Raw genomic sequence first — 14163 nt, forward strand, 5'->3', positions numbered from 1 at the left:
CGTGCAAGCAAACCATTTTGCTTACACATGATAAAAATCTGCTTATGGGAACATTAGGCTGCATCAATGACATGCTACAAAGGGATAAAGAGAACCGTGCTCTTCGCAAGCTGAGCAGAGGACGGATGCGGGAACACTACAAATACCTTGTAGACAGAAAAGGTCCTGAGAGAGCCGATGTAACCATTGAGGAAATAGAAAAAATCCGAAGAAATACTACTGAAAAGGAATTGTCAGATAAAGAACATCTATTCAGGGCAAAGACGATTCTTGCAGCATGTGCTTTAGTCTTGCTTTTATTGGGAGTACTTTGTTATAAATTGTTCTTATAAGCAGGTCTGAAACCAATTGGCAAGAAATCTACCCGGTTAAACTCATCAGCCATTGGCTGGCGATTGAAAGCAGATTTCCATGCTTCATAAAAAATTCGCATGCTTTTTATATTCGAAGCAGAGAATCAACAACTTGATTTTCCTAAACCAATAAATTAGAAATGAAAAGATTATCTTTGCAAACACAATAAATACATTGAAAGACTTTCTGTTAGAACATGGAACATCTAAAAGCATACATTTTAGCACTTAAAAACATGAATACAGATTTTACAATTAGAATTGCCCAACGGTCTGATGCCCTTGAACTTATGAGTTTGTTTCAAGAGACAGTCCTCCATATAAACAAGCGTGACTATTCAGAAGCAGAAGCGGCAGATTGGGCATCGTGTGGAAACGACCTCTCCCGCATAAAAGACATGATTAAGACACATTATTTTATTGTGGCAACCAATCAACAGTCACAGATTGTCGGCTTTTCATCCATTACCCACCAAGGATATTTGCATTCTATGTTTGTTCATAAAGATTTTCAAGGTAAAGGCATTGCTACCATACTTCTAAATGAGATAGAACGGTATGCAACCACAAGAGGAATCATGCGAATTACATCAGAAGTAAGCCTGACAGCCCGTCCATTCTTTGAGAAAAGAGGCTATATAGTAGAAGTGGAACAGAAACGCAAAGCCAACCAACTTTATCTCACCAATTTTTGGATGGAGAAAAGGCTGGCTGAATGAAATCGTATAACGGACGTATTCCTGCTTGTGGTGTCTTTTGTGGTGGTTGTCCCATATACACAAGAGAAAAAAGTCCCTGCAAAGGAGCAGAACAGAATGGCTCTCGCTGTGAAAAATGTAAAACATTCCATTTATGTTGCTTGGAAAAAGGAATAACACATTGTTTCCAATGTTCTGATTTCCCATGTACTAAATTCAAAAGATTTACCAAACGTTGGCTAAAATACGGACAAAACTTCATTGAAAACCAAAAGCTTTTAAAAAACGTAGGTGAAGTTAAATTTTTAAAGTATTATAATGAGAGAGTCCACGACCAGCTTACCAACAATGACAGAAAATCAGGAATAAAACAATAATTTTGTACCTTTCGAAAAACATGTGTTGTAAATGACAGATTTTAATTCATACATGGGCAATATAGACACTGATTTTTTTAGGGAACTGTGTTTAAGAAACGGAGAACTACGGTATTATAAAAGAAATGAGTTTATCCTCCGAGAGGGAGAAGTCGGTTCTTTCTTCGGGTTTATTGTATCCGGTGTAATCAAATATACCTGCATCAACCAAACTGAAAACAAAACATATAATGTAGGTTTTTCTTTTGCCAATGAATTTATCTCTGATTATCCCAATTGTTTATATAACATAAAATCTGAATTGAATATACAAGCAATAACCCCATGTAGAATCTACATCTGTTCTTCCGAATTACTTCTACAAGAATTTGAAGAGAACAAAGAAAATCAACGAATAGCCCGCATTGCAGCCGAACAATTATTTTTTCAGTCGTATTCACGTTACTTGGATTTGTTCAGATTTACATCGGAAGAACGCTATCTCCAACTTCTTAAAAAATGTCCAGAAATCCTACAAATGGTACCCCTAAAAGAAATTGCGTCTTACTTGAAAATAACCCCTATTCACATGAGCCGCATCAGACACAAACAGAGTTTTGACAGCAAAGAATAAACATAGGTTTAGAAATTCAATCATTTAACAATATTCCAAGACAATATTGATTCTGTTAGAAAGTTCTCTTTTATCTTTGCCCTATCCTTTGGCTGATTCAGCGAAAGGCAAGAATGAAAGGAGTTAAAACATAGAGTCCTATATATGAGAACAAGAAAAGTATTTAGAATGCCACTTGATAAAATTCTTTGTTTATCAGCCAATGCAATATTAACCATTATTGCACTATGGAGTATTGCATCAGTCTTTTTCGAAAACGTCACAATTGATTCTATAATAGCCCGTTTCAGCGTGGCTTCTGCCTGCATGGCCAACCTATTTTCAAAACATCGTCTTATCCGGATAATATTCCTCATTATGGCATTTGTACTGATAATTGTTGCAACCACCCTCTATGTCCATAAAGCAAATAAGATGTAAAATACTCAGTAGTTATTCCGTCTCATTTTTCCTTTTCTTCCACAGCTGATAACTATTGATTATATTCTGCCACAGCACATACGATCCCGGACCGACGGAAGATAACGGATTAAGATAAGTATATGCCATCCAGATGGCAAGCACCGTATTCTTTTGCCCCAGCGCCTGCCCTCCGCTGATGCGTTCACCATAATGGCCGCCGATTCTCTTTCCTAAATAGAATTGTATACAGCAGGTTATCAGTCCCGCCAGGGCTATCAGCAGTTCAACAAATACCGGTGCATCACTATTGACCAATGAACGTACCGTCTGCCCTGAGACAATGGCAAGAGCTACCGCCCACAAATAGAAGGCTGCATCATGGAAACCCAACAGAAAATGATGCACCTTCGGCACAAACGCACGCAGAAACCATGCCAGCAAGAAAGGACAAAGCAGCAATGGAAAGACTTTACTCAGAATTTTCAGGAATGCAACAAAAAAAGTAATGTCAGCATGAGGCCCCACCAACGGGAAAACCAAAGGAACAGCCACAGCCGCCAGAAGATTGGACAACAACGTATAGGTCGTCAGGCTGGATGCGCTTCCACCCAGTTTACCGGTAATGACAGCCGCAGCGGTTGCAGTGGGACAAATGAGACAGACCATTGCACCTTCAAACACTTCCCGGTAGACCTCCTCCATAGGGCAACACACCAACAATACCGCAACAATCAAGCAAGAAACCGTCTGGAACAGCAGTAACCATCCATGCCACGATTTGGGTTTCAGTTCATGCACCTCCACCTTACAGAAAGTGAGCAGAAGTTGGGAAAAAATCAAAAGTGGAGTCAGGAAAGCCACTAACACATTCACATAAGGTTTGGCAGGCGCCACAAAAGGAATGTCTGCAAAAAAGAAATATCCCAAAGTACCGGCAAGCATTGCCAAAGGCAACGTCCAGTTCTTTATAAAACGAACCAGCATACTTGATTTGCTATTTTAATTATCTGCCGCAAAGTTACGCATATTATCAATACATTGAGCCACTAATTACTCAAACACAGACATTAATTACACTAAAAATGAGAAGAAGAACAATAAAACTGAACATAATCCATTAGTTTTCTATAAATTTCCACTACATTTGCCAAGCGAAAAGGAAGCATTGTCTTTGCTACAATTATATGAAACTATACAGACGATACATATTATATATAAGTATATGCTTAGGGCTGCTTATCTCCCCCTTTTGCAGTGGCAGCGCTGAAGCGAAAGACTTTGTTGTCGTTATAGACCCCGGACACGGTGGACACGACCCGGGTGCAGTGGGAAAAATTTCCAAAGAGAAGAATATCAACCTGAATGTAGCACTCAAACTTGGCAAACAAATCAAGAAGAACTGCCCTGATGTAAAAGTTATCTATACGCGGGACCGGGACATATTCATCCCCCTGGACCGGCGCGCTGAAATTGCCAATAACGCCAAAGCTGATTTGTTCATCTCCATACATACCAATGCCCTGGCCAAAAACCGGACGGCCAAAGGAGCCTCCACCTGGACACTGGGTCTGGCAAAATCGGATGCCAATCTGGAAGTAGCCAAGCGCGAAAATGCCGTTATCCTCTACGAAAGCGACTACAAGACGCGGTATGCCGGCTTCAATCCCAACTCGGCAGAGTCCTACATCATCTTCGAATTCATGCAAGACAAATACATGTCACAGAGTGTGCACCTCGCCTCCCTCGTACAAAAGCATTTCCGCCAAACCTGCAAACGTACAGATCGGGGCGTGCACCAGGCAGGTTTTCTGGTATTGAAGGCCAGTGCCATGCCAAGCATACTGGTGGAACTCGGATTCATCTCCACACCGGAAGAGGAACGGTACCTGAACACTGAAGCAGGAACCACCTCACTTGCCAACGGTATCTTCCGCGCTTTCCTCACCTATAAGCGCGAGCAGGAAATCCGGTTGAACGGAAGCAGCAATACCATTCTTCCGGAGGATGTACCCGAGCCCGTTCAAGAAGAAGGCAACGCAGCTACAGCGACACCGGAAAAGAAAAATGCACCTCAAGCGGAGAGTAACCAAGCTGCCCAACGCCCGCAAAGGTCAGAAAATGCAGCCGTTTCCCAAACAGAACAGAGCGGCATCGTGTTTAAGATACAGATACTCACTTCTTCACGTCCTCTGGCCAAGAATGACAAAAGACTGAAAGGACTGAAAGACGTGGATTATTATAAAGAAGGCGGAATCTACAAATATACGTACGGCGCATCACCCGATTACAACAAGGTGCTGCGCAGCAAACGTAGCATTACGGACAAATTCAAGGACGCATTCATCATTGCGTTCAAGAATGGAGAAAAGATAAACGTCAACACAGCCATCAGCGAATTTAAAAAGAACAGAAATAAATAACAAAAGATACATCATGAAGTATATTACAAAAGAAGTTAGAATAGGAATAGCAGGCATAGCTGCACTTTGCATATTGGTATACGGCATCAACTACCTGAAAGGGATAAATATGTTCAAGCCCTCCAGCTATTTCTACGTGAAATTCCAGAATGTCAATGGGCTGACAAAATCCAGCCCGGTCTTTGCCGACGGCTTCCGCGTGGGTATTGTCCGCGACTTGTACTACGACTATACCCAACCGGGCAAAGTCGTTGCCGAAATAGATGTTGACCCAGAGCTGCGCATTCCCAAAGGAAGTACGGCAGAACTGGCAGCCGAAATGCTTGGCGGCGTAAAGATGAACCTGCTGCTTGCCAATAACCCACGGGAGAAATACCAGATTGGAGACACAATCCCCGGCGTGCTGAACAACGGAATGATGGAAAAAGTTGCCACCATGATGCCGCAAGTAGAGAAGATGCTGCCCAAGCTGGATTCCATCCTCGCATCCTTAAATGTCATACTAGCCGACCCCGCCATCCCTGCAACCTTGCATAACGTACAAGATTTAACAGCAAGTATGGCCGTCACAAGCCGCCAGTTGCAAACTCTAATGAAGGATGATATTCCACAACTGACCGGCAAGCTCAATACCATTGGAGACAACTTTGCACTCATTTCCAACAACTTAAAGGAGATAGATTATGCTGCCGCCATGCAAAAGGTAGACGCAACTTTGAACAATGTAAAAATGATTACAGACAAATTGAACCAGAAAGACAATACCGTCGGACTTTTGCTAAACGACCCTTCTCTATATAATAATCTGAACGCCACCACTGCCAACGCAGCAAGTTTATTGGAAGACTTGAAATCGCATCCGAAACGATACGTCCATTTCTCCCTATTCGGCAAGAAAGATAAGTAAAAGATGGACGTTATATAGATTTTGTCTAAATAATAAGTCTATAAAGGAATTAAAAGGAAAGCCCTCATTTGCTCTATACAAGGAGCGAAAAAGGGCTTTTTCCTGCTCTGGGCACAGAAAGAAAACAAGAGACGCAAAGCTACATAAACCACTATATGACAAAGTATTAGATAAATGCAACACACCTTATATAAGGAGTATACTCATAGTAACCGATAAGTAGCTGAAAGTAAAGAGCTTATTACTTTCCCTAAAAACGCAAGAAAAAAAGGATTTGTTTTTCTCGAATAAGATTGCCAATTTTGCAATCGTAGAAGTTATGCTTAATTAATAAATGTATTTATAGCCGTTATGAGTGAAATAGATCATGTCGGGCTGTGGAACCGCTGTCTTGAAATCATCAGAGACAATGTTCCGGAGCAGACATACAAAACATGGTTTCTTCCCATCATACCTTTAAAATATGAAGACAAAACGCTGGTCGTACAAGTGCCCAGCCAGTTCTTCTATGAGTTTTTGGAGGACAAATTTGTTGATTTGTTGCGCAAGACTCTCTATAAGGTCATTGGTGAGGGAACTAAATTGATGTATAACGTAATGGTAGACAAGAGTTCGCGGAAAACCGTCGACCTGGAGTCTACACAACGTACCATCATACCGCAAAAACAAGTGATGGACAAAAGGATCCCACAGATTCCCGTCCCCGAACTTGACCCGCACCTTAATCCAGAATACAACTTTGAAACCTTCATCGAAGGCTACAGCAACAAGCTGTCGCGCAGCGTTGCAGAAGCTGTCGCTCTCAATCCGGCTAAAACAATCTTCAATCCGCTGTTCCTATACGGAGCATCAGGTGTAGGCAAAACCCATCTTGCCAATGCTATCGGAACCAAAATCAAGGAACTATACCCGGAGAAAAGGGTATTGTATGTATCTGCACACCTATTCCAAGTGCAATACACCGATTCCGTACGTAACAATACGACTAACGACTTCATCAACTTCTACCAGACCATTGATGTTCTAATCATTGATGATATTCAGGAATTTGCCGGCGTAACCAAAACGCAGAATACATTCTTCCATATCTTCAACCATCTGCATCAAAACGGCAAGCAGCTTATCCTTACCTCCGACCGTGCACCGGTATTGCTACAAGGCATGGAAGAGCGTCTGATCACACGTTTTAAATGGGGAATGGTAGCTGAGCTGGAGAAACCTACCGTAGAGCTCCGCAAGAACATTCTGCGCAACAAAATACACCGTGACGGCCTGCAGTTCCCCCAAGAAGTGATTGACTATATTGCAGAAAACGTGGGCGACAGTGTACGTGACCTGGAGGGCATCGTCATTTCCATTATGGCACATTCCACCATATACAATAAAGAAATAGACCTGGAACTGACGCAACGTATCGTACGCAAGGTGGTGAACAGTGAAAGCAAAGCAGTAACTGTCGATGAAATCATCAACACCGTATGCAAGCATTTCGGATTGGAAACAGCCACCATCCACACAAAATCCAGAAAGCGGGAAGTGGTGCAAGCACGACAAATAGCCATGTATTTAGCCAAAAACTATACAGAGTTCTCTACTGCAAAAATTGGTGCGCTAATTGGACATAAAGACCATGCCACTGTATTGCATGCATGCAAAACCATCAAAGAGCTGAAAGAGGTAGACAAATCATTCCGTGCGGAAATCGACGAGATTCAAGCCGCACTGAAAAAAGGATAAGAATAAAGGATTAGGGATTAAGGATAAAGGATTAAATGCAGCTAAGTATGCATTAGCTTAACCCCTTATCCCTAATCTTCCCTAATCCTTAATTTTCAAAATCCCTGCTTTTTCATTATCTTCCAAAGATTCTCCGACATTGTCTCACTGTCTTTCTTCGTATAACGCACATCTGTAAAAACCTGCGCCAGCGTTTCCTTATTGTTCTCCAAGATGAACTGCTTGTTCTCAGGAAGCGATTCTTTATAGGCATACAACCGGTCAATGTCCTGAGGAGTATAATCATGATAAAACTCTTCGTGTACAATGGCCTCCAGCGGTAAACGGTCCACTTGTTCCGGCTGTTCGGCAGGCCATCCCACTGTGACTGTCGTGATGGGAAACACCAATTCCGGTAACTTCAACGCTTCGACAATCATCTGAGGGTTGTAAGTGGTAGTTCCCAGATAGCAAATGCCCAACCCCTTCTTCTCGGCAGCCACGCAAAAAGTCTGTGCCACCAGCAAGGTATCGACAGCCCCCGTCACAAACCACTCAAAGTTGTTGTATCCCGGCTCAGCCTTACGTTGCTCACACCACTTGCTGAAACGGCGCAAATCTATGCAGAAAGTAAGCACTACCGGCGCCGTCTGAACCATCGGCTGATTGAAATGTGCAGGCGCCAGTTTGGCTTTACGCTCTGCATCACGCGTCACAATCACACTATAAACCTGCATGTTTCCGACTGTAGAAGCCCGGAAAGAGGTTTCAAGCAAATCATTTAACAAATCAGCAGAAATATCCTTCTGCTGGTATTTTCGGATTGTTCTCCTTTGTTTCAAGCTTTCCATTCTTTCTTTTTTTGCAAAGATAATGTAATCCACGAAAAATTCATTCAAGAGTTCACACTTTTTTCATCATCATATATCCGGAATAAAATACATCTTTTCAACAAGAAATGAACAATTATTATCTTTACGAGCAGATAAAAGTAACCTTATGTTCGACTAAACCGAGAACCTTTCAGCCCAACAAGTTGTTAATAAATTCCATTTTGGAAAACTTATTCGTTTACTCAAAGCATTAAAACATTATAAACCAACAAATTAACACCAATCAACAGAAAACTATCCACCGGTTAATAAAAATATTCATTTTAATTTTGCCAAATTGAAAAACATTCATAGCTTTGCAAATGCGTTTGTTAACAATAAGTACAACTTCTACAATTTTACTTATTTGTAACTAATCCTAAGAGATACAACACTGTGGAAAAGAAAAATTATTCTTATGACGAAGCCTACGGAGAATCTTTAAAATACTTCCAAGGCGACGAGTTGGCTGCCAGAGTTTGGGTAAACAAATATGCAGTCAAAGATTCTTTCGGAAATATTTACGAAAAGTCTCCGGAAGACATGCATTGGCGAATAGCCAATGAGATAGCCCGCATTGAGGCCAAGTACCCCAATCCATTAAGTTCAGAGGAACTTTTCGGCTTACTCGACCACTTCAAGTACATTGTTCCGCAAGGAAGCCCGATGACCGGAATCGGGAACAACTATCAGGTAGCCTCTCTGTCCAACTGCTTTGTTATCGGTGTGGACGGCGAAGCGGATTCTTATGGTGCCATCTTCAAGATAGACGAAGAACAAGTACAGCTGATGAAACGCCGTGGCGGCGTGGGACACGACTTATCCCATATCCGTCCGAAAGGTTCACCGGTAAAGAACTCGGCACTGACCTCCACTGGCTTGGTCCCCTTCATGGAACGCTATTCAAACTCTACACGCGAAGTGGCTCAAGATGGACGCCGCGGCGCACTGATGCTCAGCGTATCCATCAAACACCCCGACTCGGAAGCCTTCATCGATGCCAAGATGACTGAGGGCAAAGTGACCGGAGCCAACGTTTCCGTAAAACTGACCGACGACTTCATGCAGGCCGCCATCGAAGGCAAACCATATACACAGCAATATCCGATTGACGCCACAGAGCCGGCATTTCAAAAAGACATTGACGCATCCGCATTATGGAAAAAGATTGTGCACAATGCATGGAAATCGGCAGAACCCGGTGTATTGTTCTGGGATACCATATTAAAGGAATCCGTGCCCGACTGCTATGCAGACCTGGGCTACCGTACCGTATCCACCAATCCATGCGGCGAAATTCCACTGTGCCCGTACGACTCCTGCCGTCTGCTCGCCATCAACCTTTACTCATACGTGGTCAATCCGTTCAAGCCGGACGCCTACTTTGACTTTGAGCTATTCAAGAAGCATGTAGCTTTGGCCCAACGCATCATGGACGACATCATCGACCTTGAGCTGGAAAAGATAGAACGCATCATGAGCAAGATAGATGCCGACCCCGAAAGTGAAGACGTGAAACATACAGAACGCGTTTTGTGGCAGAAGATTTACAAGAAAAGCGCCCAAGGCCGCCGTACCGGTGTAGGCATCACGGCAGAAGGCGACATGCTTGCCGCCCTGGGATTGCGTTATGGTACTGAAGAAGCAACCGAGTTTTCGGAGAAAGTACACAAGACGGTGGCACTCAACGCCTATCGCTCATCCATAGAAATGGCCAAAGAACGCGGCGCATTCGAGGTATACGATACAGAACGCGAAAAGAACAATCCGTTCATCAACCGCCTGCGCGAAGCCGACCCGGAAATGTACGAGGAGATGAAGAAGTACGGACGCCGCAACATTGCCTGTCTGACCATCGCCCCGACCGGAACCACCAGCCTGATGACCCAAACCACCTCCGGTATCGAGCCCGTATTCCTGCCCGTGTACAAGCGCCGCCGCAAAGTGAATCCCAACGATACGAACGTCCATGTGGACTTCATCGACGAAACCGGGGATGCCTTTGAAGAATATATCGTGTTCCACCCCAAGTTCGTGACTTGGATGGAAGCACAAGGATACAACCCCGCCAAACGCTACACGCAGGAAGAAGTGGATGCCCTGGTAGAGAAATCACCTTATTATAAAGCAACCTCCAACGACGTGGACTGGCTGATGAAAGTCAAGATGCAGGGACGTATCCAAAAATGGGTGGATCACTCTATCAGCGTAACCATCAACCTGCCGAATAACGTAGACGAAGACCTCGTGAACCGTCTGTATGTAGAAGCATGGAAATCCGGCTGCAAGGGCTGTACGGTTTACCGCGACGGTTCGCGTTCCGGTGTACTCATCTCTACCAAGAGCGACAAAAAGTCTGAGCTTCCCCCGTGCAAACCGCCTACGGTCGTTGAAACACGTCCCAGAATATTGGATGCAGACGTTGTCCGCTTCCAGAACAACAAGGAGAAATGGGTGGCATTCGTCGGCTTGCTGGACAATCATCCCTACGAGATATTCACCGGTGTGCTGGACGATGACGAAGGCATCATCCTGCCGAAGAATGTGGTGTCGGGCCACATCATCAAGAATGTGGATGAGCACGGAAACAAGCGTTACGACTTCCAGTTCGAGAACAAGCGCGGATACAAAGTTACCATCGAGGGTCTGTCCGAGAAGTTCAACAAAGAGTATTGGAACTATGCCAAGCTGATTTCCGGTGTATTGCGCTATCGCATGCCTATCGAGCAGGTCATCAAGCTGGTAGGTTCACTGCAACTGGACAGCGAAAACATCAACACCTGGAAGAACGGTGTGGAACGCGCCCTGAAGAAATACATCCAGGACGGCACGGAAGCCAAAGGCAAGAAATGCCCCAACTGCGGCAACGAAACACTGGTTTACCAAGAAGGTTGCCTCATCTGCAAGACGTGCGGAGCTTCCCGCTGTGGATAATCCCACGGCAAGCACAAACGTTTGCATAGGAATTTAAATGACTTAGATAACGGTAGCTGCATGATTATGAGGAATAATTTCTATACTTGCATAATCATTGCAGCTATTGCTATTTCTAAATCTAATATAATATGACACTAATATTCAATATCGAGTATCGCACCAGCTGGGGTGAAGAAGTCAGAGTCCTGGGTTCCATCCCGGAACTTGGCAACAACCAGCCCGACAAAGCCACACCCCTGCACACTGTAGACGGCATTCACTGGACCGCGGAAGTGGATATCCAGATTCCCGGCAATGGAAGCGTCGAATACAGTTACCACATCTATCAAGATGGCAGAACCATACGGACAGAGTGGAACAGCCTGCCACGCATCCTGCACGTTGCAGACAATCCGAAGAAAGTTTACCGCATAGAAGATTGTTGGAAGAATCTGCCCGAGCAGCAGTATTTTTATACATCCGCTTTCACAGAATCCCTGCTGGCGCATCGCGAACGCAGTGCCGCCCCGAAAAGCTACAAAAAGGGGTTGCTGATAAAGGCGTACGCCCCCTGCATAGACAATGACCACTGCCTGGCACTTTGCGGAAACCAGAAGGCGCTGGGTGACTGGAACCCGGACAAAGCTGCCCTTATGAGCGACATCGACTTCCCCGAATGGCAGGTAGAAGTGGATGCCGGTAAAATCAGCTTCCCGCTGGAGTATAAATTCGTCCTTTACAACAAGAAAGAGCGCCGTGCCGTGGCCTGGGAGAACAATCCCAACCGCTATATGGCCGACCCGCAGATAGCCGCCAACGAAACGCTGGCTGTCGGCGACCGTTATGTATACTTCAATCTTCCCGCATGGAAAGGTTCCGGAGTAGCCGTACCCGTATTCTCCCTACGCTCCGAGAAAAGCTTCGGTGTAGGCGATTTCGGCGACTTGAAGCGCATGATTGACTGGGCAGTTGCCACCAATCAGAAGGCGGTGCAGATTCTGCCCATCAACGACACTACCATGACGCATACCTGGACAGACTCCTACCCTTACAGTAGCATCTCCATCTATGCCTTCCATCCCATGTACGCCGACCTGAAGCAGTTGGGCAGCTTGAAGGACAAGAAGGTGATGGCCGAATTCAACAAACGCCAGAAGGAACTGAATGCCCTGCCCACCGTGGACTACGAAGCTGTGAACAAGACAAAGTGGGAATACTTCCACCTCATCTTCAAGCAGGAAGGGGAAAAGGTGCTGGCATCGGATGCTTTCCGTAATTTCTACGAAGCCAACAAGGAATGGTTGCAGCCATATGCCGTCTTCAGCTACCTGCGTGATGCCTACAAGACCCCGAATTTCCACGAGTGGCCCAAGTATGCCACCTACGATGCCAAGGAGATAGAGATATTGTGCCGGCCGGACTCTGCCGACTATCCGCATATCGCCATCTACTACTACATCCAGTTCAATCTGCACCTGCAACTGCTTGCCGCCACCGAACATGCGCGCGCCAACGGTGTAGTGCTGAAAGGCGACATCCCCATCGGCATCAGCCGCAACAGTGTGGAAGCCTGGAAGGAACCCCACTACTTCAACTTGAACGGCCAAGCCGGCGCACCGCCCGATGACTTTTCCGTAAACGGGCAAAACTGGGGCTTTCCCACCTACAACTGGGATGTCATGGAGAAAGATGGCTATGCCTGGTGGATGAAGCGTTTCCACAAAATGGCGGAATACTTCGATGCCTACCGCATAGACCACATCCTCGGCTTCTTCCGCATTTGGGAGATACCGATGCACGCCGTACACGGGCTGTTGGGACAATTCGTCCCCGCCCTGCCCATGACGCGTGAGGAGATAGAAAGCTACGGGCTGGCATTCCGCGAAGACTTCTTCCTGAAGCCCTATATCCATGAGTACTTCCTCGGACAAATCTTCGGCCCGCATACAGACTATGTGAAACAGACCTTCATAGAGCCGACAGACACGTGGGAGGTTTACCGCATGCGTCCCGAGTTCGACACCCAGCGCAAGGTGGAAGCCTACTTTGTCGGAAAAACGGACGATGACAGCATCTGGATTCGTGACGGGCTTTACGCCCTTATCAGCGATGTGCTGTTCGTGCCCGACCGCAACAATCCGCACGAATACCATCCGCGCATCGGCGTGCAGCACGACTACATCTACCGCGCACTGAACGATTGGGAGAAGGCTGCCTTCAACCGGCTGTATGACCAGTACTACTATCATCGCCACAACGACTTCTGGGGACAGCAAGCCATGAAGAAACTGCCGCAACTGACACAGTCCACGCGCATGCTGGTATGCGGTGAGGACTTAGGCATGATTCCCGATTGCGTGGCATGGGTGATGAACGACCTGCGTATCCTTTCCCTGGAGATACAACGTATGCCGAAAGATCCGAAACAAGAATTCGGCCACACAGACTGGTATCCGTACCGTTCGGTCTGCACCATCTCCACGCACGACATGTCTACCCTGCGCGGCTGGTGGGAAGAAGACTTACAACAGACGCAGCGTTACTACAACACCATGCTCGGACACTACGGTGCCGCACCGGCAACGGCCACGCCGGAGCTCTGCGAAGAAGTGGTTCGCAATCACCTCCATAGCAACTCCATCCTCTGCATCCTCTCCCTGCAAGACTGGATGTCCATGGACGGCAAATGGCGCAACCCGAACGTGCAGGAAGAACGCATCAATATTCCTGCCAACCCGCGGCACTACTGGCGCTGGCGCATGCACCTGACACTGGAACAACTGATGAAGGCAGAAAGCCTGAACGAGAAAATAAGGAGCATGATAGAAAGCACCGGAAGATAAGAAAGGATTCTTAGCAAAGTATTATTTTAGGCACGGATTACATGGA

General features: G+C 45.6%; 12 protein-coding genes. 10 read left to right on the plus strand and 2 right to left on the minus strand.

Annotated elements, in window-relative coordinates; translation table 11 throughout:
* Positions 1-44 precede the first annotated feature (44 nt).
* The 5 genes from H1A11_RS11945 (at position 45) to H1A11_RS11965 (ending at position 2461) form a co-directional block, all read left to right on the plus strand.
* On the plus strand, positions 45-332 hold the full coding sequence (locus tag H1A11_RS11945) for a hypothetical protein (protein ID WP_044467809.1): 288 nt from the start codon (positions 45-47) through the stop codon (positions 330-332).
* 257 nt (positions 333-589) lie between these two features.
* Positions 590-1072, plus strand: coding sequence for a GNAT family N-acetyltransferase (locus H1A11_RS11950; protein WP_181757257.1), 483 nt, complete (start codon positions 590-592; stop codon positions 1070-1072).
* Positions 1069-1428 carry a DUF3795 domain-containing protein gene (locus tag H1A11_RS11955; RefSeq protein WP_117599997.1) on the plus strand — a complete coding sequence of 120 codons (360 nt, stop codon included), beginning with the start codon at positions 1069-1071 and terminating at the stop codon, positions 1426-1428. The genes H1A11_RS11950 and H1A11_RS11955 overlap by 4 nt, the downstream gene beginning before the upstream one ends.
* A gap of 31 nt (positions 1429-1459) precedes the next feature.
* Complete coding sequence (locus tag H1A11_RS11960) at positions 1460-2041, plus strand: Crp/Fnr family transcriptional regulator (RefSeq protein WP_016273024.1); 582 nt, start codon at positions 1460-1462, stop codon at positions 2039-2041.
* 144 nt (positions 2042-2185) lie between these two features.
* Positions 2186-2461 carry a hypothetical protein gene (locus tag H1A11_RS11965; protein WP_226791215.1) on the plus strand — a complete coding sequence of 92 codons (276 nt, stop codon included), beginning with the start codon at positions 2186-2188 and terminating at the stop codon, positions 2459-2461.
* Between the two features lie 12 nt (positions 2462-2473).
* On the opposite strand, the gene H1A11_RS11970 is transcribed toward H1A11_RS11965, so the two are convergent.
* Positions 2474-3427 (minus strand): transporter, encoded by a 954-nt coding sequence (locus tag H1A11_RS11970; protein WP_181757258.1) that lies wholly within the window; start codon positions 3425-3427, stop codon positions 2474-2476.
* A gap of 200 nt (positions 3428-3627) precedes the next feature.
* Between H1A11_RS11970 and H1A11_RS11975 the strand changes: the two genes are divergently transcribed.
* The 3 genes from H1A11_RS11975 (at position 3628) to dnaA (ending at position 7507) form a co-directional block, all read left to right on the plus strand.
* Entirely contained in the window at positions 3628-4863 is a 1236-nt protein-coding gene (locus tag H1A11_RS11975; RefSeq protein WP_005827280.1) for an N-acetylmuramoyl-L-alanine amidase, read from the plus strand.
* Positions 4864-4876: 13 nt separating this feature from the next.
* Positions 4877-5770, plus strand: coding sequence for an MlaD family protein (locus tag H1A11_RS11980; protein ID WP_005827282.1), 894 nt, complete (start codon positions 4877-4879; stop codon positions 5768-5770).
* A gap of 351 nt (positions 5771-6121) precedes the next feature.
* The gene (dnaA, locus tag H1A11_RS11985) at positions 6122-7507 is read left to right on the plus strand and encodes a chromosomal replication initiator protein DnaA (RefSeq protein WP_117599991.1); all 1386 of its coding nucleotides are present in this window, start codon (positions 6122-6124) and stop codon (positions 7505-7507) included.
* Between the two features lie 95 nt (positions 7508-7602).
* Here the strand turns inward: dnaA and H1A11_RS11990 are convergent, their stop codons facing one another.
* The gene (locus H1A11_RS11990) at positions 7603-8337 is read right to left on the minus strand and encodes an NADPH-dependent oxidoreductase (protein WP_117600073.1); all 735 of its coding nucleotides are present in this window, start codon (positions 8335-8337) and stop codon (positions 7603-7605) included.
* A 417-nt stretch (positions 8338-8754) separates the two neighbouring features.
* Between H1A11_RS11990 and H1A11_RS11995 the strand changes: the two genes are divergently transcribed.
* Both H1A11_RS11995 and H1A11_RS12000 read left to right on the plus strand, forming a co-directional pair.
* Entirely contained in the window at positions 8755-11292 is a 2538-nt protein-coding gene (locus tag H1A11_RS11995; RefSeq protein WP_131225403.1) for an adenosylcobalamin-dependent ribonucleoside-diphosphate reductase, read from the plus strand.
* Between the two features lie 131 nt (positions 11293-11423).
* Positions 11424-14117, plus strand: a complete 2694-nt coding sequence (locus H1A11_RS12000) for a 4-alpha-glucanotransferase (protein WP_138344971.1) — start codon at positions 11424-11426, stop codon at positions 14115-14117.
* Positions 14118-14163: the final 46 nt, after the last annotated feature.

Origin of the sequence: Bacteroides sp. CACC 737, from assembly GCF_013874375.1 — a bacterium.
Classification (GTDB): domain Bacteria; phylum Bacteroidota; class Bacteroidia; order Bacteroidales; family Bacteroidaceae; genus Bacteroides; species Bacteroides uniformis.